At 41.7% G+C, this 22809-nt stretch carries 11 protein-coding genes; 1 reads left to right on the top strand and 10 read right to left on the bottom strand.

Annotated elements, in window-relative coordinates:
* Positions 1-5 precede the first annotated feature (5 nt).
* From CWC29_RS22165 to dptF, 5 genes are read right to left on the bottom strand one after another with little or no spacing between them, the layout of a single operon-like run.
* Entirely contained in the window at positions 6-1193 is a 1188-nt protein-coding gene (locus CWC29_RS22165) for a DGQHR domain-containing protein (RefSeq protein WP_138524673.1), read from the bottom strand.
* A 1-nt stretch (position 1194) separates the two neighbouring features.
* Positions 1195-2106, bottom strand: a complete 912-nt coding sequence (locus tag CWC29_RS22160) for a hypothetical protein (RefSeq protein ID WP_138524676.1) — start codon at positions 2104-2106, stop codon at positions 1195-1197.
* A 10-nt stretch (positions 2107-2116) separates the two neighbouring features.
* A complete protein-coding gene (gene dptH / locus CWC29_RS22155) occupies positions 2117-7165 on the bottom strand; it encodes a DNA phosphorothioation-dependent restriction protein DptH (RefSeq protein ID WP_138524678.1) in 5049 nt (1682 codons plus the stop codon).
* Positions 7146-8444, bottom strand: coding sequence for a DNA phosphorothioation-dependent restriction protein DptG (gene dptG / locus CWC29_RS22150; RefSeq protein WP_138524680.1), 1299 nt, complete (start codon positions 8442-8444; stop codon positions 7146-7148). The genes dptH and dptG overlap by 20 nt, the downstream gene beginning before the upstream one ends.
* Before the next feature lie 3 nt (positions 8445-8447).
* Positions 8448-10040: a DNA phosphorothioation-dependent restriction protein DptF gene (gene dptF / locus CWC29_RS22145; RefSeq protein ID WP_138524682.1), complete on the bottom strand. Its 1593-nt coding sequence runs from the start codon at positions 10038-10040 to the stop codon at positions 8448-8450.
* 437 nt (positions 10041-10477) lie between these two features.
* On the opposite strand from dptF, the gene dgt reads away from it, so the two are divergent.
* The gene (gene dgt, locus CWC29_RS22140) at positions 10478-12001 is read left to right on the top strand and encodes a dGTPase (RefSeq protein ID WP_138524684.1); all 1524 of its coding nucleotides are present in this window, start codon (positions 10478-10480) and stop codon (positions 11999-12001) included.
* 483 nt (positions 12002-12484) lie between these two features.
* Here the strand turns inward: dgt and CWC29_RS22135 are convergent, their stop codons facing one another.
* The 5 genes from CWC29_RS22135 to tmpT all read right to left on the bottom strand — a co-directional run bounded on the left by CWC29_RS22135 (position 12485) and on the right by tmpT (position 22620).
* Positions 12485-14866, bottom strand: a complete 2382-nt coding sequence (locus tag CWC29_RS22135) for a TonB-dependent receptor domain-containing protein (protein WP_138523580.1) — start codon at positions 14864-14866, stop codon at positions 12485-12487.
* 832 nt (positions 14867-15698) lie between these two features.
* Positions 15699-17444 carry a methyl-accepting chemotaxis protein gene (locus CWC29_RS22130; protein ID WP_138524941.1) on the bottom strand — a complete coding sequence of 582 codons (1746 nt, stop codon included), beginning with the start codon at positions 17442-17444 and terminating at the stop codon, positions 15699-15701.
* A gap of 788 nt (positions 17445-18232) precedes the next feature.
* The gene (locus CWC29_RS22125) at positions 18233-19609 is read right to left on the bottom strand and encodes a glycerophosphodiester phosphodiesterase family protein (protein ID WP_138524943.1); all 1377 of its coding nucleotides are present in this window, start codon (positions 19607-19609) and stop codon (positions 18233-18235) included.
* Between the two features lie 198 nt (positions 19610-19807).
* Positions 19808-21724 (bottom strand): CHRD domain-containing protein, encoded by a 1917-nt coding sequence (locus CWC29_RS22120; RefSeq protein ID WP_167815473.1) that lies wholly within the window; start codon positions 21722-21724, stop codon positions 19808-19810.
* Positions 21725-21960: 236 nt separating this feature from the next.
* Positions 21961-22620: a thiopurine S-methyltransferase gene (tmpT, locus tag CWC29_RS22115; protein WP_138523778.1), complete on the bottom strand. Its 660-nt coding sequence runs from the start codon at positions 22618-22620 to the stop codon at positions 21961-21963.
* Positions 22621-22809: the final 189 nt, after the last annotated feature.

Raw genomic sequence — 22809 nt, 5'->3', positions numbered from 1 at the left:
AGGCCCTACTCCTCATCCTCATCCAAGAGTAAGTTTTCTAAAATCATGTTATAGATCATCCTTGTCGACTTGGATGTAGCATCTAAGTTTTCAAAGTCAGCTTCATCCAATACTCCGCCATCAAGTATTTCTAAAAACTCTTCTTCGTCATATATTTTAGAATCATCTATTCCATCAACCGTAAAAAACTGTTGCATAATACGTTTTAATATACGGGCTAATGCTATAAAGCCAATTGTTTTATTTAATGAAGAATTTTTATTCTCTTTGCTCCATGCATTAGGCCACAATTTTTCTACAGCACTGAAAAAATTATTTATATTACTAGCTATTACACTATCTTTAGAATTTAAGAAACTAGCCCTAAATGGATACTTATAAGCATCATCATAAGATGTTTTTTCTAACTTATACAGCCTCGATTTTTCCCCGCCTTTTTCTTTCCCCAGGTAATAGTTTCTATCCGCTGTAGCATCATGAGTCATAAGTTTTAAAATATTCTGCACAAAAGAAGCTTGTGTAAGTAATTCATTCTTCACCCCTTTGGTTGCAACACCTAGTCTTTTAATTCTTCTATAAAATGGACCTTTTTCTTTATTTAGCAATACCGCTATGTCGTGACAAGTTTTCTCTGGGCTTCTAGACCTCGCCAGTGACTCAAGATCATATACTAAAGATCTGTTTACTTTAGTTTGGGCTAAGTTAACAGTGGCGAAAATATTTGCTTGCGTTGACAAATCAGCTTCAACGAATATAGTTACTAATAGACCGAAGTTAGTTTCCTGATCATTATCATCAAAAAAAGTTAAGTTTTCTTCATTAAATCCAGAAACGCGATGCTGCCCATCTAAAATTTTAGCGATCTTACGTTTTTTAGACTCACTCTCATACTTTATTATTAACTTTTTTTCTTCTTCATCCCAGTCAACATTGTTTTCGTTTATCGATATTATCACAGAGTTAGGAAAAGTTGCTTCGGGTCCTTTAATATACTTTTCAATCGACTTTCTTCTAGTTTCTGACAAAGGTCTTTGAATTCCAATAAAGTCATCTAACTCGCGCCCTTCTGATTTTTCTAGTCTACGAATATCTGAATATGTAATTTCTTTCAGTTTGGCTGCATCAATAACCCCACAGAAAAATGTTCCAATGGGTTGTTTAACTTTAAAGGCGTCAATTAGAATCTTTTCCATATTAACGTTCCTCCCTATGATTGTTTTCAAAGTTATTTTCTAACTTCTTAGCTTGTCTTTTTCTTATAGCCTTGTATGCGTTAGTACTCCTGTGGTTCATATAACTAGAGTAATACCAAATAACTAGTGATATAAAGAATATAAATACCGCCCAACTACCAAAATCAAAGCTAAACATAGATTTAACAACATCACTCTCCGCATTATCTCTTACATGTTGACCGATGCGATAGTAAACAAAGGTAAATATCCCAGCCAAAAGAGAACATATAGTTATAAAAAACACCCAACCAAAGTACGGAAGCTTGTTTAATTCCTTTTCCTCATGATCGCTATTTACATATTTTATAAGAGTGAAAAAAAATGGCATTATCAATGCCGATGTAAGTAGGAAAACCTCACCCGATTTTAAATTATTTTTAAAAGCTTCATCCAATCCAGAATTCAACAACGCGACTCTTAACAATGAATCAACAATAATTGGTAAAAGTGAACCTAATAGCATCCAAAAACATTCAATAACTGAGACTTTGTGAATTGAAAAATCAAATTCTGACCATTTATTCTTAATAATTTCATCTAGACGCTTTCTTTTAATGATTTCACTTTTAACTATTTTCCCTGCCCTATCATGACTTTCCTTTATATTTGAATATATAGGTTCATCAAGCATCACGAATCGTTCATTTTTACCTTGTCCACCTTCTGAGCGAAAAAACTTTTTTTTTCCTTTTCCACTGCTAATATCAACATTTATAGAGTGAAGCCGTAATTTCACTCTAATCACACTGATCGGTGATTTGGCACCAAATCTGAAATAATCATTACTCACGATATGACTATAAACCTCTTCATATGTAGCAGGCTTACCAATATCTTTTAAAGACTTAGCTATTGCTTCAACTATTGTCATTCCATACTTCCTATACCGTTAGCTCCCAAAACGCTTTATCTTTAATACGCTTAATTTGTTTTTCTCCATTGATATAAAGGCTGGTATGCTTTTCTAGTTCTCGGATATTTTTCATCAGCAGTTCTTGTTCTGCCTTATCATCCACATTGAAAATACCTTTAATATCTTGGTTTTTGATTTGTGCGACGCGATGCACTATCCAGCTTAGAATATAAGCGGAGTAGTCGTTGTCGCTGGTCTTAAAATGGGTAATATCTTGCGTCGATAGAATGACACCAACGCCATATTCCCGGCCTTCTTTGAGTATTTTGCGCAGGCTTGGAAAGTCTTGTGACATAAAGTTGTCGGCTTCGTCAACCAGTATGAGCTTAGTGACTTGTCTAAAATCGCCCTGTACTTCAGGTTTACCCTGCTTTTGCATTTGCGAGTAAAACAAGTCTAAGGTCAGCGCGACCACAAGGTTTTGTACTTCACTTGGATAGCCAGCCAGCTCGACGACGGTAATGCCGTCTATCAACTCGTACAATGACATACAGTTGGTATTATCATCTTCGAACACCTCTAACTCACAAACACTTTCAAGTGCCGCATAGAGTGAATCTTCTGCGGGATCACTATCTAAAAATAGTGCCCAAAGGTCAGCCATAGTGGGTGCAGGTCTGCTCCAAGTAGATTTATCTGCTTTGCTGATCCCAGCTAGGTCGTAGGCCTCACTAATGAGCTTTCTGAGTCGTAATTGCTGCTTTGTACCTAGGTTGAATGCCCGGCCCATTGTTTCTGAAAATCCACGTGCAGTGTGGACAGGCAGCATAGGTGTATCGCCAAATAAGCTCAAAGGATTGTACGGCAGCTTATGTAGATTGAATTTTTTACCATTGGTGGCAGTTAAGAACTTGTCGTCTACATAGTCTGACTTGTAGTCAAAGATCAGAATGCCAATAGGTTTACCGTCTACATTCTGGTGCTGATTACGATAAAGCTGAGTAACAACCGACTTAGTACATTGCGTTTTCCCCGTACCCATGGTGCCGATAATACCCGAATTGGTATTCATAAATTTGGCAGTATTGGTTGGCTCCCAATATACCGGTGCATTGCCATGGATTTCATGACCAACAAGCACTTTAAGCGGCTCTTCACTTACTGGTTCTGGTTTAATATTTGTGGGCTCTGTTTCCGCGACAGCCTGCAAGGCAGAATCGTGTTCTGGGTAATTATCAGTTGATAGTTCATCACTAATACTCTCTACAACTGATAATTCATGAGAGGCCACTTTGACAGTATCACACAAAATATATTCACTCGGAATATAACAAAGCGTACTGCTTTTTATATCTTTAAACAGGGTTTGCAAAGGCGTACTGATAAAATGGTTTAAGTTGGCACTTGGCAACTTGGCTTGCAAAATGCCTTCCTCCAACACAAACTCTTCTTTTGCGTAGTCTGCATTTTCAAAAAAGGCCATCATAAAGCCTTGAGGGTACTGCTCTAAATCAGCTATTTCGTAATCTCCCTGCAACCACCAAGCACGGTTTGCTTTAAGCTCATCGAAGTAACCGGGTTCGTAAACTCTGTAGAGTTCAAATTTATCAACTTGCATTAATATTTGGCGGATGAATAAGCCCCTGTATAAGTGGCCTGCTAAGTCATTACGCCCAAACAGGCTTTCTTCCAAATAGCGTTTAAGCTCTTTGGCCTGTTGCACGCCTTTACTATGACTTCTTTTTTGCCCTATTTTGACTTCCAGTGGAAGCAAATACATCTTGCCTGCTTTAAAGCCAACAAACAGTACATCATCTGATATTGCGCCACTTTTAAAGCCTTGTGAAAAACGTGAGAACTCACTTTCACTCATTTTCAGGCCAACGTTACCGGCAACCCGCAGCATCTCGGCTACACTCATAGGCACCCAAGTAATGTCACTTTGGTACAATAAGCAGTTCATATACTTGTATGCACCTATAATGCTTTTCTTTTCTTTGCGCTCGTTTTCATTGCAGGTGATCATTTTTAGTAACCACTCGCCATTAAACGCGTTAAACTCGTCAATGAGTCCTTTCACCCCTTGGGATAATACTTGGTCGTAAAGGTCACGGCGCTTGGTTACCGTAATGGCGTCGTAGTTTGCAGAGTTTGAAAAGTTATCAGAGTAGTGGATCAATACAGCATCTTTTTGAGCCTTAAAGAAATCGAGTGTGACTTTAGGGTCTATGATCACGGTCCAAACAGAGTTTTCATAAACATGTTCAAGTAAGTCTGACAATTCGCCTGCCACTTTAAGTGCCAAACCATTGTTAGTTTCGTATTTCTGGCCGCTCCATGCAGCTTTAGCCATATTATTAAAATGACTACTTAACTTCAGACTAGTTTGAGAGTCTATCTGAATATCTTTCAAACCATACGTTGTAAAGTAAGTATCTTGCTCATTGTATGCCGTCTCACCTGCCAGCAAACCATGACAAGCTACACCTGTTTTCTCGGTCAATACATCAACAGGGATTGGCTCAACTTTAGTATCATTTCTTACAAAGCTAATATGCGCATATTTAAAGCTCTTTTGTTCATCATTAAGCTTAAACTTACTGTAGGTTATCCGGTTTTTAATCATATCCGCGACAGCATCAGCTTTGTCTTTTTCACTGCTCAACTCTGCGATGTCTTTTAACTCTTCATAGCTCGGCGCATCTGCGAACTCGTCAAAGTAAGTACGCTGCAGTGACTTATCATATAAGTTTACGTGAATACGATTTGCTTGCTCTGGAGATTGCTTTTTCAAATAATCAACTAGCCCAAGAAACAGCGACGTATTATCGCCATTGTTAATTGAATTAATGTGTAAAGTCTCTTTAGCCCCTTTGCTAAACAAGACATCAAACGCTTTTGTGAATTCATTTGCTTTTTGTTTTACCAAAGGCCTAACGTACGCGAGGTTTGCATCTTTGTCGGTTACAAACTCACACCACATGGGGTTTTCAGGTAACGCTTGGTTGTATGCAAACCCCTGCTCTGCATTCCAAACAAAGGGAAGCAGCCCTTCAGCATTTAAACGTTTTATAGTTGCGGTTGGTAAAGTACTAAAGCTGTTGTCATTTTCATCACATGCGGCAGTAACTAGTTGCCCAAAATAAGCTAATGTCAAAGGGTGGTAAGGTGTAAGAAATTCTCGCCCGGCAAACTGTGCAATACCAATATTAGCCAATGCTGTAGCATCGGGGCTGAGCAAGGCTTTGGTCTCAAGCTTTTCAATTTCGTTTACGTAACACTTAGTAATGTCTTGGATGATATCAAGTAGTTCAGGACCCCATGAACAAGTGCTAAGGAGTGCTTTACGTGTATCTAAATAATCAAACAGCTTTGTATAAGCTCTGTGCAACTCGCTACTTTGTGGCAGTAAGTTTTCAAGTTTAACTGCTGGTCGAGTTCCAACTTGGGTTGCTAACACCCTCTCATCTTGGAGTTGCGCTTCCCAGTTAAGAATATGCTTACGAGTCCCTTTTGGTGTTAAATCCTTGCCATCAAGCACAACTTTCTCTTTGGCTCTGTTGTATAAGCCATTAAAGTTGTCGTTGTATAGTCGGTTATACAAATTTGTATCAAGTATAAAGGGTAGGCTTAATGTATCAGAAGAAACGGCACCATCTACCTCAAAGTTAAGTATATGCTCACCGCTTTGTATCGAAAAAGTCAGTGTATCGGTTTCGTTAGCGAATTGCGCAAAGTCGATAGTTTGAACGTCTGCAACTAAAAATGTTTGATCTGATTTGGTGACTGTTGCCAATTTACCCGATTGCGCCACTTGCAATTTTCCGGCATTAGTTTGCAAAGTTATGAGGTCTTTTCGAGGCACCAATAAAAACGTGTCGACCATGTCTTCAAGATAAAATGCGCCCTCAGGGATCACTAAAATTCGATACTTAAAGCGCTCTTGTGGTTTTTCACGCTTAAAGTCGATACTAAAATACATTGGTCGATTGGCAAACGTTCCTACCACCTCGACAATACTTCGCTTTGCAGAGCGATTGTTAACATCTAATGTAATTGGCTCTTTTGTGTGCTGTAATTTGAGCTCATTTTTTTGAACCTTTCCGCCAACAAAGCTAGCTTCTAGCTTAAAGTCTTGTTGGTCAGCGGGCATTTCTATAATAAGGTGGCGCTCTTTTTTATTTTCTCGTGCAATATAATTAATATCGCCAACCGACTCTTTTTCAAATGCCAGTAAGTTTTCTTTGTTGGCTCTTTGCTCCGCCAGTATTTCACCAAACTCTATCTCTTTCCACTTGGCGGGTTCTTTGAAAACGTCATTTACAAATCGCTCACTAAGTTCAAGATCACCCAGCTTTTCAACGAGCTCTTGAGGATATTTTTCAACAATATCGCTGATATTGTCGAAAAGCTGATGATTATGTGACAATCGCTTATCAATTTGAGCAGTATCATCCCAATCGACAATTGTTGAGTCTTTAAACATCCCCAATTCGTCAAACTGGATAACGCCATCCTCAAGCGCATTAAAAAGTTCAGCAAAACCGAACATCGTTGCACCATCTTCAACAATCAGTTTGAACCTATGGTTTAGTAGACACTGCGATACTTTGTCAGTCTCATTTATAGAGTCGATAAGCTCACTTAAGGACTGTTTAATAGTAGACGGGTGCCAAACTTCACCACTTGCACCCAAATCTTTTGCAGAGTTAATTAAAGTATCTAAATATGAATTGTGCACGACCAACAACGCACAACTTTTTAGGCTTCCGCTTTGTGTGGATACCAGATCCCGCAGGTGAGAAATAAAGTTTTCACTATAGCCGTCTTCACCCTCATTATGAACCACAGGAATAAGCTTGGTCTGACCAAGTTCAATAGCATTAAACGTTTGATCGATTTCGTTAGTGACAACATGGATAGAGCAATCACTGGCCTTTTGCAGCGCTTGGTATAGTTTTTGGCTATTAGCACCATCTGGGGAGCGAAATTGAAGACGAGTCTCACCATCAAAGCCATGCTTAGCCCATTTACAAAAGTGCTCAACCAAAAAATCTTCATATTGTTTTTTTGACATATACTGCATCCCCGCTATCACTCATTCGCTCAACATTACCCATACGTTCAAATAATTCGATCAGGCACTCTTCACTACTTTTATCAAAAAATATTCCTCGCTTCTGAAACTCGAGTAGAAGCTCATGTAATCTCAACCTATCGCGCTCGCCAATGGCTAAGTTAGTAATTAAAAGCAAATAATCTTGATTTAATACCAAATAACTTCCTGCGCGACCTCTGCCCTGTTCAAATGGTTTAATGAAGGTCTCTCTTGTCGCGGATACAAATTTAGTAAAAGCAGCTTCTCTCGACGACCCTTTCTTAAACTGCTCAGTAAACAGTCGAATTAGGTTTTCAATTGCCTGTTTAACGGTTGTGGCTGGCGTTAACTCACTAGTTAACTTTCGGTTTTCATGGAATTCGTGCGCATATTGGTTAAGTTTATCAATATCTTGGTCATCTAATTCCTGATAAAGCAGCCATAAGGGTAAAGTTGAGTGTTTAGTGTCTTGTAAGCTTTCATTAAGTGACAGCAACGGAAATAACGCATAGCTCGACTCCACAACCTGCTTGAGACCATGCAACTGGATCTTTGTACGTTCCTTACTCGCTTTTTCGCTGTCGAGTATAAAGTAGCAAGGCTTAATTGCCGGAGCCTGCTCCCAGCCTTTGATATTCAGAGACAGCTGTGCTGTATATAAAAAACCATACAGCTTCAAAAATGACTTTATGCTTTGCTGAAACTGTTCAGGATAACGAACTAAAAATTTTAGGTCTTTTTGAAACTGTTGAGCTAATTCGGGAATATAGGGGTTATTCCCCTTCTTCATTTTTTGGCTAGGTTTGGTTACAAATGGAGAGTCAAATATCGTTTTTATTTTTTTCTCCAAAAAGTTCAGATTACTTTTCGGATTAATTTCTAGCTCTAAACCATCCATTAAGTTCACAAACATTGAAGTTAAGCGCTCATCACCAGCACTACTCTCAGCCGGATTTAACACCTTTAACGCTTGCATTTCAGGTGCAATTTTAAGCACTTGGCCATTATCGAAGTACATTTTTTCTATAACATGCCAAAACGGGTCGCCATCCAATGAGTTTGCCATTTGCGCTTTGCAAAGCTCTTTGAAATGGTCGAGATCCTTTACTTCTTTAACTAGATCAATAGCATGTAGAGACTTTATAAAGAAGCCAACCGTAGTGTCCCATTCATATTTATTATTGGAGCTATTTGCTGAGACAGGAAAAAAGCTGGCTGCACTATTGTTTTTTGGCATCAACGTATTCTGTAGCGGCATAAATTATCCCTCACTCACCATGATTTCATCATCTTCTAGGTCTAGTTGGTATCTATTCCCTTCACCCGTTATCACTAACTCGTCTGAGGCTTTTGCGGCCTGTACTACTTCGTTTGCTAACTCATCTAGTAAAATCACCGAGTTTTTATCATGCTTATTGGGCCGATATCCGCTATTGATATTTATAAGTAACTCAAGAAGATTTATATTAATCGGCAAGCAAAATTGCTTGTTTTTTAGCTTTAGCCTAGCGTTAAAAAACGCACTACTTGTGGTTGTATTTTGTTGGATTGCCGCTGCATCCATCGACAATTCAGCTGGAGCCGCAATTTGGTAATCGCCAAAATCAGAAAGCAAAAAATACTTTTTACCTAGCTTAGGAGCATTTCGATTGATGTAGTTTCTGATAGCGGAAATTAAGGTATCACGGTAAAATGTTTTGAGTTTAGCCTTTTGCTCCATACTGCCAGTGTAATCTTTGTGCAGCTGAAAAATCGCAATATATTTCTCTATCAGCCTTTCGCTAAAATCATTTTCAAACTGTTGATGGAAATTGTTAGATAGAGCGTCATATTTCAAAACGTAAAACAGTCTTAAATATTGGGCTCCACTTTGTAACTCGGTAATTCCGAATTCTTTTATTGCTCGTTTAAACAGCTCAAAGTCTGAGTTGGGTAAGTTTAAATTAAACGACAGAATAAAACGGTCTATTTGTTTTGTTCTTAAATTGGCTGGATCAAAGTGTTCTATTTTATTCGCTAACTCATTAGTACCGCCTGCAAATAAGTTATCAAACAAGTAACTCTCTCCAAGCAATAATTCATGAATAAAATCCAACAATGCGCGAGCTGTTAAAAACTGATCACGCATTAAGCGAGCTTTAAATAATAAATCTATTATGACCTGCTGAACAGATTCTTGGCATAGCAAGTTGTAATTGGCCAACAACTTGTCAGAGTTTAGGCTGTTGAGTTGCTTTTCCTTTTCAACTAATTGCCAGATAACACAATCTTGGTTTGTAATACGTGCAAGAATATTTTTTGCAAATTCAGAGGTAAATTCCTGCTCATTGATCTCAAACTTTGGATAGTCTTCAAAACTCACAAAAAAAATGTCATTTGAAACAGTTTTTTTGTTCGCAATATAAGCCTGAAGCGCACCTTTTATATGCTCGTTGCTCCCCTCTTCAGCGTAGTTTCCAATCATCCCTGTATTGATACCAACAACCAATGGGTAGCAACCAATATCAAAATCACTAAAAACCGTATCCAAGGTATCTATTGCTGTACCTCGCGGATCAAAGCTATGAGTTGCATCTAGATGAAATCTCACACCATTGCTGAATTTCTTTTCTCGTTTTATTTTGGTTAATAGTTCTGATTTTCCATCGCCGCTACTACCACATAAAAACAGTACTTTCTTATCATTGGCTCCAAAAGATGAGATGATTTTTTGCACCTCAGCTTCAATTGGCATTTTTACGTAAAGATCTGCTTTAACTTCATCAAGTAACGTTTGATTTTGATTATTTCTTTCTGTCGAGACTGCGTATGCAGATGATTTCGATAAAACACTGAGGGCTTCTTTTAAGCGCATAAAGATCCTGTTCGTGAGCGGTTACTTCATCCTTAACCGCTGTACATATTCATTTGAAATTAGATGTAAACGAATGCTGAGAGTATTAAACCCGAAAATCCGTAAGTTTTGTAGTGATTTGCGTCAAATTCCGATGCTTTTGCCACAAAAGTGTTAGATATTTTTTGCCAAACTATTAAAACTAGGATTAATTCAAACTGGTAAAAATAACAAATATAGATGAGCTAGCCTATTACAGTACATTACAGCTATTTTTATCACTTTACTGGCTTAGTCGGTGTTTTGCCTGTTGTTAGTTCGGTGTAGAGATACTGCGCTACCTTACCTTATATGAAGGTTTGCTTGTAGGCTGGCTATGCGAGGTGTCGATTCGGTTTACAACTTTTCCACATTCACCTACATTGGAAATGTAGCTTGAGTCTCAACAGGAAAGTGGCATGCACTTCAAAAATAAAATAACAAACGAGCGTTCTTACAATACCGGTGGCAGTGAGGCGAGTAGCCTTGAGAGCGACCGTGGGCGTATTATCAACAGTGCTGCGCTTAGACGACTGCAACAAAAAACCCAAGTGTTTCCGCTTGAGCGTAATGCGGCGGTGCGTTCGCGCTTAACGCACTCGCTTGAGGTGCAACAAAACGGCCGTTACATTGCTAAAAAAATTGTTGATGCGCTGGTGCAGCAAGGTAGACAAGATTTGCTGCAATATGAAGATAAAAACGGCCAGCAAGTGGATTTGTCTGAGTGTTTGGTCACCTTGTCTGAAATGGCCTGTTTGATGCACGATATTGGTAACCCTGCATTTGGTCACTTTGGCGAGGCCGCTATCAATGATTGGTTTAAACGCTATTTGAACCAGCATCAACAGTTTGCAAAAAGTGCTCGGGCGGCGCTTAGGTATGGCTCAAAGGAGAGCAAGGCGTCTGATCTGGCGGTGCTGAATCAAGAAATGGAGTTACTGCTCGATATTTGTAGTTTTGAGGGTAACGCCCAAGCTATTCGCGTTATTCATACGCTTTCTCGCCTTAATCTTACCTATTCACAGTGTGCCACTGTGATGAAATATACCCGCTGCGCAACCACACCTAAATCAACCGTAGCCATTGATAAATCTTATCTGCAAAAGAAAGCAGGATACTATTTTAGTGAAAGTGATTTTGTCAGTGAGCTGTGCGACAAATTGCAGATACAAGTGGGCAATCGCCACCCGGTGACTTATATCATGGAAGCGGCTGACGATATTGCTTATTGCCTTGCTGATATGGAAGACGCTGTAGAAAAAGGCATTATTAGCGTAGATGAGTTAACGGGCTGTTTAATAGAGGAATATCAAAATATCGCCGCAGGATTTGGGATCACCGATGACAAGCTGTTAGAGCTTATGAGTAAAAAGCTGCACTATGCCAATGACAAAGCCAGCAAGCATATGGCGAATTTTGATAATGAATTTTTTATTTGGCTCCGCGTGGGGTTGCTACACCCGCTTGCTGAACATGCCAAAACGCGTTTTATCGATAATATTGATGCGATCTACCAAGGGAGTTTTAACGCTTCGTTACTGGAAGATAATAGCCATCTTCATGCCATTGTAAAGTCATTGAAAACGGTGGCGGCCAACAAGGTATTTTCGAATAAAGAAGTCGAGCAGTTGGAGCTTCAAGGTTATAAGATCACCAGCAGCATATTGAACGAATATCAGCGAGTGCTTGATTTACACGCCGACGAGTTTAACGCAGCATTAAATAGCGACCATGACTTTGCGATAGAGTCTCGATTGATTAATCGGATTTCCAAAAAGTATGTTGCGGTATACCGCGAAACGGTCGCGCAGCTTAGTGAGGCTGAGCAAGCTGAGCCGATTTTTGAGTTTTATTACCGCTGCCGTCTTATTCAGGATTTTATTAGCGGTATGACTGATCAGTTTGCTTATGATACCTACCGTGCGTTGACCGCGTTGGATTGAGGTTAAGAGCGTGATCGCGGGGCCTTTTTGAAAAGATCGCCGCGTAAAGCGGCTCCCACCGGCGGTGGCATTTGAGGCGTTGTCTTGCGGTAATGATATGCGGTTGGAGTGGGTTCACACCATAATTTTGTAGAAAAGATCGACGCGTAAGGCGGCTCCTACCAGCGGTGGCATTTGAGGAGTTGTCTTGCGGTAATGATATGCGGTTGGAGTGGGTGCACCCCGCGATTTTGTTGAAAAGATCGCCGCGTGAAGCGGCTCCTACCAGCGGTGGCATTTGAGGAGTTGTCTTGCGGTAATGATATGCAGTTGGAGTGGGTTCACACCATAATTTTGTAGAAAAGATCACCGCATAAAGCCGCTGCTATGAGTGAGGTAAAAAGTAGAGAAATAATCGCTGCGTCCTGCACAAGTGGCAATAAAAAAGAGGTGCAAATTGCACCTCCTTTGAGTTTTGTAATCTAGTTATGCTTTACATGGGTATTAAAACGTCACGTTTACACCAAACCAAATATTGCGGGCTTTGTCTTTTACGTTGTAGTCATCGCTAAATACGACTTCGCTTACCACACCACGGCCACTTAGGTATTCGTATTTACCATCACCGTTTAAGTCGTTGTAATCCGTGCTATAAGACGTAAAGTCTTCATCCAATAAGTTATTGATACGCGCAAACACAGTAACATTGTCGTTAAAGGTGTATTTAGCACCTAAGTGCAGTAGGTTGTAGTTTTTGTAGTACATGGCCTTGTCTAGGTTGTTGTCCCAGCCACGGTAACGATCAGAGCGCATTTCAGCATTTAGCGTTAGTGAGAACTCGTCTGTTACTTGCCAGTTTACCGTGGCATTTGCCATGTGTTCAGCGGTATTGGTTAATGGTTGACCTTCTTGAGGACCACTCTTTTGCTTGCTGTCAGTCCAGGTGTAGTTTGCGTAAAGTGAAACTGCATCAGTGAACTGGTAACGGCCTGCAAGTTCAATCCCTTGGATCTCAACTTTGTCGATATTGATTTTTTGGCTATAAGTATCGTAACCAAGCTCGTCATATACACCCAAATTCACGCATGGTTTTGCGCCGTTGGTTGCAGAGCAACTCTTGATAGTGTCACCACGGGCGATTTTATCGTCAAACTCCGTTGAGAAGTAAGTGATATTAAAGTTGTGGTTCTCTGTTGGGTGTGTCCAATACAATGCAACTTCGTTGTTTACGCTGGTTTCTGGTTCAAGATCTGGGTTACCTGCAAACGGTGACGTACCTTGACCACCAAAGCCGGTAATACCATTGTATAAGTCAGTCGTTTGTGGCGTTTTATAACCTGTACTGATCCCGCCTTTTACTGTCCAATCGTCAGACAGCTCGTATACACCGTATAGACGCGGAGAAAGTTGGCTACCAAATACATCGTGGTTATCGTGACGGACACCCACTGTAACTGTTAGCGGATCGCTTAAGTGCCAGTTATCTTCTACAAATAGCGAGTACATTTGGTGTTCCTGAACGCCTTGATCAACGCCCGACTCCATACCAAATACGCCATCTTGTAATTCACCATCAACCCACTGGCCGCCCACAACAAACACGTGATCGCCAAGTAAATCGTCAACAGGAATATCCACTCGCGCGTCTAACGTATATTGGTTGCTGTTCAGTGTACGCTTTGGACGTGGTAAGAATGTGCTTTCAGCAAGCGCTTTACGCTCTGCTTCTTCCATATCGGCATATTTACCACTGCCATCATACATGGCTTGTAGTAGTTTACGCTCTGCAACAGAAAGCGGCATAGTACGGCCATTGTTATCGGTATCAACAAATGCCAAAGACACAAAAGTTTCGATATCGTCAAACGTACCTTGGTGTGTTAGTGACCACCAGCTTCTGTCGAATTCTTGATCCGCCGCATAACCTGCGCGCGGGTTTACCTTGCCACGGCGTGTTTGCCAGATTGATTCGATGTTGTCTTTAGTGCCAAGCGGATAGGTAATTTTGCCCGACTCAACGTCGTAGTTTGGCGTATTATCATACTCTTGATTTGAGATATCATAGTCAAAAGTAACAGTGTGGTTGTCATTTGGCGTAAATACAAAGGTTGCACCCAATTGGGTGTTAGTGTTGTCTACTGTTTTGCCACCGCGTCCAAAACCAAGTTCACGATGATGCAGCTCACCATTTGGATCGACTGCAGGTGAAAACTCAGGGTTTGAGGCTTGACGCTCATAAATGCTGCCGCGAGCAGAAAAGTTGAGTAAACCTTTAACTAAAGGCCCATAGATACTGAAGTCAGTGGTAATGTCATCACCAAACTGGTCGTTTGTTTGTAGGCTTCGGCCAAAATCAATACTGCCGGTCCATTCATCTACTGACTTTTTAGTAATAATGTTGATTACGCCACCCATCGCATCTGCACCGTAAAGTGTAGAGGCAGGTCCCCTAATGACTTCAATACGCTCAATGGCACTTTTAGGTGGAATATGGTTAAACGCGTTACCACCAAAATTATTTGGGTAGATATCACCGTGGTTGTTTTGACGCTTACCGTCGATAAGAAGTAGCGTATATTCACCTGTTAAACCACGCATACTCACACTGCCTTGCCCGGTTTTATCTCGAGTTGTGCCAATGTCCACGCCTTCTTGGTACTTTACGGCATCAAGCAAAGTCGTATAGGACTGAGCTTGAATGTCTTCAGCGGTAATCACTGAAATACTCGCAGGTGCTTCTGGTATTTTTTGCTCAAAACCAGTCGCAGTTACAACGATGTGTTCCATGTCTGGCTGCGCTTTTATCGAATCAGCAAAAGCAACTGGGCTAAGGGCAGACAGCACCAAAGCAGAGAGTACACCACGTTTAAAAGGCGTGTTTATCATTGTTAATATCCCAAAATTTATTGCATTAAAGTAAATTTTGGCGCGTACTCTAAATGGAAACTGAACAAAAGTCAAAGTAATTGATAATTAATCTCATTTGCATTTTTGATTTAGATCATATTTAAGGGCCTTTGTGAGTTTATTGATTTTTCTTTTTGTCAGTTATTAAGAGATCGCCGCGTAAAGCGGCTCCTACCAAATATTTAACCTCTTGGTGGGAGGCGCCTTAGGCGGCGAGCATTTGAGATAAGAGCGCGGAATAAATCCGCTCCTACCATATATTCAAACACTTGGTGGAAGCCGCTTTAGGTGGTGATAATTAGAGGCGAGATCGCGAAGTAAATCCGCTCCTACCATATATTCAAACTCTTGGTGGAAGCCGCTTTACGCGGCGTTCATTGGAGATAAGATCGCGGGGTGAACCCGCTCCTACCATATATTAAAACTCTTGGTGGGAGGCATTTTACGCGACGAGCATTAGAGACAAAATTTCGGAATAAATCTGCTCCTATCATATATTCAAACCCTTGATAGGAGGCGCCTTAGGCGGCGAGCATTTGAGTTAAGATCGCGGAATAAATCCGCTCCTACCATATATTCAAACACTTGGTGGAAGCCGCTTTAGGTGGTGATAATTAGAGGCGAGATCGCGGAGTAAATCCGCTCCTACCATATATTCAAAACCTTGGTGGAGAGCCGCTTTATGCGGCGATAATTAGAGAAAAAATCGCGGAGTAAATCCGTTCCTACGACATATTCAAGCCCTTGGTGGGAGCCGCTTTACGCGGCGATCAGTAGAAAAAAGACCCGCGCGTCAAGCGCTTTTTAAGTACTAAACAGTAAACTCTCTCGCATTGTCGTTAAGGCGATGACTAGTTTGCTCTAGCTGCTCAACAATGGCCATAAACTCATTCATCCGCTTAATTGCTTCTTTGGAAATATCACTCAGGCCATTGATATTGGTGTTAATGTCTTCTGTCACCGATAACTGTTCCTGAGAGGCTGTAGCAACACCTTGAGTCAAGTCTTTGATTTTACTTACAGCTTCAAATATGCTGTCGAGCACTTCGGAAGATACCATCACCTGCTCTTCCGTCGCTTGCACTTGATGCTGACTCTGCTGAATGGCGGTATTCGCACTCCCCGCTTTGGTTTGCAGCTGGTTGATGATATCACGAATCTCTTCTGTGGATTTTTGGGTTCTTTGTGCAAGGGTTCTTACTTCATCTGCAACAACAGCAAAGCCACGACCTTGCTCTCCTGCTCTTGCCGCTTCGATGGCAGCATTTAATGCGAGCAGATTAGTTTGCTCTGCAATCGCCTGGATCACGCTCACTACATTTGACACCTGATCGCTTTGCTCAGTCAACTCTGAAATAATATTAGCAGTTCTGTCAAAGCGCGCAGATAATTCGGTAAATTGTTGGCTGGTTTGCGACATCACCTCCATTCCACGCTGCGCTTCAAGTTCAACCTGATTAGCGTAGTCTGCGGTACTTACTGTACTTGAGGTGACCTCATTGAGTGTAGCAGTCATTTCTTCCGCGGCAGTAGCAATGGTTTCGAGGCGAGCGTTTTGTTCTTCGCCTATCTCTTTGTTACTACGAATAAAATGCGCCACCTCTTTGGAAGATTTTGACATCGCACCACCTGCAGAGCCGATATTAGTTACTGTGTTTTTAAAACTATTAAGCATCCGATTTACGATATTGGCTACCACCTGAATCTCAGTTGCGCCGCTTTCATCTACCGTTTTTCTAAGATCATTTGAACTACCTATCTCCTCAAAGGTTCTGCCAAGTAATTCAATTGGTTTTACGATGCGGCGACGAACCAAGTACACACCGAATAAACTGAAGCATACGGTTATGACTAACATAACCATGGCCCAAAAAACATAAGACTCCACAGCACTGTGTGCTTGTATAACGTTTTGTTTAGTGCGGTTTTCCAGCTCTGTGAAAAATGATTCCACCGGTTTCATAATGTTGGCTTTATAGCGATGATAATCATCACTGTGCGTGAGGTTAACCGCTTTGGTCAAATCAGGCTCGCCTTGAATAGTGTAATTACCAGCGCTATCTTTAAATTTACCTTTTACAGCGTTCATGGCTTCAACTTCTAATGCGACGAGGCCATCGGAATTGGCTTGTGCCTCACTTAAGTAGTTGAGCTCCTTTTGGCTAAACCCTGCCGCTTTCATGGCATCGAGTAATACCTCACGCTGACCGTCTGGTTTTGGTTTCTCACCATAATTAAGCACCAGATCCCAATAAATTTTATGGTAGCCTTCAGGCCTAGCCTTTTCACCATTACGAATCGCTAATACATCCATATACATCTTTTCGTATTTATCGTTGCCAGTTACCGCATAGGTTCTGCCCAATCGTGTTAAATCGTCGGAGCTTTGTCTTAACTCGTCGGCAAGTTGGTAAGCCTTGTATCGGTTATCTGCCATTTGTTCAAAATCAAGCAAGGCGTTATACATGTTGACAACTAAAAGGGTAACGATGACGACAAAAACAACAATACCACCAAAGATAGTGGTCATGAGGATACGGATAGAGTTTAACTTCATGATTCTAGCCTTTATTAAAGCGTTCACAATAAAGATTAGTGCAGGGGTTGAGATTCTTCTAGCATAGAATTAGGAACAAATGGAGTTGACAAAGTAACAGTGAGGACCAAATCAAAAGATCGCGGAGTAAATCCGCTCCTACCATATCTCAAATCCTTGGTGGGAGGTGCTTTAGGCGGCGTTCATTGGAGATAAGATCGCGGAGTAAATCCGCTCCTACCATATATTCAAGCTCTTGGTGGGAGCGGCTTTATGCGGCGTTCATTGGAGATAAGAGCGCGGAGTAAATCCGCTCCTACCATATACTCAATTCCTTGGTGGGAGCCGCTTTAGGCGGCGATCATTAGAGATTAAGATCGCGGAGTAAATCCGCTCCTACCATATACTCAAATCCTTGGTAGGAGCCGCTTTATGCGGCGTTCATTGGAGATAAGATCGCGGAGTAAATCCGCTCCTACCATATACTCAATTCCTTGGTGGGAGCCGCTTTAGGCGGCGTTCATTGGAGATAAGATCGCGGAGTAAATCCGCTCCTACCATATACTCAACCCCTTGGTGGGAGCCACTTTAGGCGGCGTTCATTGGAGATAAGATCGCGAAGTAAATTCGCTCCTACCATATACTCAATTCCTTGGTGGGAGCCGCTTTAGGCGGCGTTCATTGGAGATAAGATCGCGGAGTAAATCCGCTCCTACCATATCTCAAATCCTTGGTAGGAGCCGCTTTATGCGGCGATCATTAGAGACAAGATCGCGGAGTAAATCCGCTCCTACCACAATTAACACCGCTTAAATACTGGCAGGCATGCCCATGCAACTTGCATAGTAAGTGGTCGTTGCAGGCCAATCAGAGAATACGCCGAGTACGCCAACCTCTTTGGCCAATACATCTAGCACTTTAAAGGTATCGCCATCATTATCTATCATCGTCTCACCATACAGACTGCCGTTGATGCTTTGATAGTACCAGCCACCGCCACTGGCTAAGTGACCAGAGCGCTCTAGTGTCCAAGTGATGATCCCAAGCCCTGCGGCTTTTGCAGCTTTGGCATAAGGTGAGGGTACGATTTCCCCCCCTTCTTCGGTTAATAACATCCAAAGAGGTGGTGCGATAATGTTAACGCCATCCGCTGCAAGCTCTTCCATCGTTGGTGACAGTAGCTCTGGGTTATGCACGATTTGCTCGGCTGATACCATGGTTTCATTATCTGCTGCTTGCGCTTCGTATCTGTCGTCCAAATACACCGCCTGTGCGCCAAACTCTGGATTTTCTTTTATCCAATAGACGACATCGTCCCGATTAAATGACTGCGCCCAGACATTTTTTGGATCTACATTTGCAGCTTTATATTCGTCGATCATTTTTTGTGCGTAGGCTTTTTGTGTAAAACCGTCAAAAGGCATAGCGACAGACGGAGTCTTCAGCTCTGGTGTCATTTTCACGCCTAAACTTTTAAATAACTCAATGCTCTGGGCATGGGTCATTAAAGTGCCACGGCTCGAATATAAATCGGTGCGCCAATTTGCCGTGCCATCCATATATTCCTCTACGGTTGTCGCCATTGAGTTCGCGGCATCCATTTTACCTTTTAATGTCTTAAACTCAGCCAAAGTAATGTCGCTGGTACAACACATCGCTTGGGCTGCAATTCCATTTTCAGGATCGCCAGGTACAAATGGTGTTGTACATTTTTGGCCTAAATACGTTGCTAAAATATTTGTTGTAGTGTGTAAATCACATTGTGAATGGCGACAAACCAGCTCTTTGTCTTTGGTAAAGGCAACGTCACACTCTAAAATCCCAGCACCCATTTTAGCCGCCGCAATATAAGATTCTTTGGTGTGTTCAGGAAACTGCATTGGCGCACCACGGTGTCCAATTGAAAAGTCTGTTTTATAAAAAGGTCCGTTAGCACACTGCTCAAGCTTGGTTTTGAGTGCACTGCCTTCCATGTCTTGAATCAAGAAATTAGGACGTGTGCCCACTTGCATAGCACTTGCGCTACCTGCAGGTACTTCCACAATTACCGGAACTTCAACGACTTTTATTTCAGTCTCTGTTGTGATCACCGGCTTTTCAACCTGTACAACCTCCACAGAATCATCATCACATGCACTTAGTAATAATGCAGCCAAGAGCGTAGAACAAACGCTTATCTTATTCATTGTAATACCATTGTTATTTTAAAGAAGGTTTACGCTAGACGCTTTGCATTACGATTACGGGAACAAATCATGATTTTTTGATTACATATTTTTAACCAAATATAACTCCCCTGACTGGATAATAGTTGTGTAATTTGAATATAAAGAAAAAGAGCCTGCGCTTACAGACTCTTTGATGCGAGATAATTATCTTAATGATTAATTAACTATTTGGCCTCTTAACTCACCACCTGGATTTGCTGGTGTGTGCACATTTACATAGTGACCACCGCCTGCCAGAATCGCAAATATTTCCGCTGTCAGTGCTGCATTGGCTGGAGCCATCCAACGATTGGCATCACTACTATCTTGCATTAATGCCAGTAACACAGGGCCGTTTTCACCAGCAATACCTGTATGTATGTGCGCAGCGGTTGCATCGGCAACACCTGAAGTGAGGACTTGTAATTCAAGGCCGAAGCCGTTTCGATTTACCAAAGCATATCCACTACCAGTGGCTGTGGTTGTAACGGCTGGGACTTCTTGCTCGCCACTCAATGGAAAGGCTACCAACGTGTAGTTGTCAGTGAGGATCTGACCACGGAGTTCACCACTCGGATTTGCTGGTGTATGCACATTAACATAGTGACCGCCTGATGCGAGCACTGCAAAAATCTCGGCATTGATCATGGTGTTGTCTGGCGTCATCCATACATTCATATTATCGGTGCTTTGTTCAAGGCCAACTAAAACATCACCATTCATGCCGATCCGACCAGTATGAATATGTGCTGCCGTTGCATCTTCAACACCCATTGTCACTACACGAAGTTCGACTTCATAATCGTTCATGTTAACCAATGCATAGCCGTCCCCTGACGCCATTGTCGATACCGCCGGAACCTCTTGCTGACCTGAAAGCGCAAATGTAGCGAGCGCATAATTGCCGGTAAGAATTTGGCCACGTAGCTCACCATTGGGATTGCTAGGAGTATGGACGTTAACATAGTGACCACCTGATGCGAGTACCGCAAAAATCTCGGCATTGATCATGGTGTTGTCTGGCGTCATCCATACATTCATATTATCGGTGCTTTGCTCAAGGCCAACTAAAACGTCACCATTCATGCCGATCCGACCGGTATGAATATGTGCCGCCGTTGCATCTTCAACACCGCTAGTGACAACTCTGAGCTCTACTTCATAGTTATCAGTGTTAACAAGGGCATAGCCGTCCCCTGACGCCATTGTCGATACCGCCGGCACTTCCTGTTTGCCGGATAAGTCAAATGTCGCGACTGCGTAATTGTCCGTCAGGATTTGGCCGCGGATCTCACCGTTTGGCATCTCTGGCGTATGAACATTGACGTAGTGTCCACCCGAGAGCAAAACATTCAACGTCGCTTCGTCGATCATCGTGTCATCTGGCGTTACCCAGTCCGTCATTACTTCGTCGTCCTGCTCTAACACCACGAGCACATCGCCGTTCATACCAATGCGGCCAGTGTGAATATGTGCTGCAGTGGCATCATCAACGTCCATAGTGACCACGCGAAGGTAAAGCTCGCCATCGGTGCTGTCGTATGACGCATAACCATACCCCATGGCACTACTTTCATTCATTGGCACCTGTTGTGAGCCATCTAATTTGAACGTGATCACGCTTACCGTGTCAGGCACAATCTGAGCGCGTAACTCGCCGTTTGGAAAGGCTTCGGTGTGTAGATTGATATACCAATCACCATCCAACATATCCTCAATTAGACCCTCAGACAGATCTGTGATTGGAATACTCACCTTATTATCATCTGATGCTTCAAAGGCGAATGCCACATCGCCATTTTCCCCCAAATCACCATCGTGAATATGTGCAGCACTAAAACCTTCGACGTTGCTGTAGTCGAGTGTTGCTCTGAATTGCATCAGATTTTCATCAAGCTCAACTGTTGCAGAAGCGGTTTGCATTGACGTATTCATCGGCACTTCTTGCTTTCCAGATAACATCAATTCAAAGGTCTTAGTCGCTGAAAACTCTTGGGCTGGTGGCGGTGGCGGAGGTGTAACAGTATCGTTATCGTCGTTGTCGCTACATGCCATAAGAAGCATGAAACTGGCACTTACTATAAACTTTTTCATTATACTCATCCTGTCGACTCGATTAAAAAGAATGACTTTTGTCACCCATAGCTAACCCTTACGAGCAGAGTTGAATAAAAGTTCACCAAACTTGCAAAATTATTGTAAATATTTTACCTGTACCTAATAGCAATATTCATTAGACGGGATTCTGGCGAGCAAAGCATCCATTTAATTGTAAAATGGATGCATTTTTTATTTATGTAGTTTTATTTGAACTGAGTTTTTATAAAAAGTTAGCAAACTGATTTTTCCGAGTTCAGGCTATTGAGTAACCACACGCTTTCAACTGCCTCATCGAGTCCTTTCAACCCTCCCATGACCAATTGACGTGCTTGTAGCTCAACTTTGTGGCTATTACCGTAATAGCTTGTGACCATGTCTGCTGAAACAGAAAATGGAGGCCCCTCCATTTGCGATTGCTCGTATTCAAAACAGATTAACAGCTGTGATGCTGCATTCGTGATAGCGTTGAGATGCTCACTATATTTACGGCGCATAGCTTCAGGTAAAGCGACTAATGCTGCTCGGTCATAGATGGCATCAATATTTTCAAGTTCAGCTTTGGTAATCGTAAAGAAGTCTCCAACGTAAATCGTTAGATTTGTGGCTCGGTAAAGGGTAAACGCTCCTTCACGGCTGATATTAGGTTTCACTTTTAGCGCTTCAAACAATGCTGTAATTGCGGGTTCGTATAACTCTACGCCAATCACATGATGGCCCTTTCCTAAGAAATAAAATATGTCATGTGTCTTGCCACATAGTGGCAATAACACCCTGCTATTTTCTTTTAGGTTTAAAAGCTCACCGTACTTTAGCAGCATTCGGTTTACTTGCCCTTCATGAAAACCAGTTTGTTCGCTTTCCCATAACTCTTGCCAAAACTCTGCTTTCATACTTTGTCTCCCATTTATTAGTGTGCCGATGAATACTAATTCCTCAAGTCAACTTTAGGTCAAATAGGTAGGGTGAATTTCCACGACATTAAGTTTAAAGACAATTTTTACAATCGCAGATTATAAGATGCCAAAAGCAATAGCTATTTGGTGACAGAAGTGCAATATGCGAAGCCTTATTGGTGATCG

The organism is Pseudoalteromonas galatheae (genome assembly GCF_005886105.2).
Classification (GTDB): Bacteria; Pseudomonadota; Gammaproteobacteria; order Enterobacterales; family Alteromonadaceae; genus Pseudoalteromonas; species Pseudoalteromonas galatheae.
This window is presented reverse-complemented; position numbering and strand designations above follow the sequence as displayed.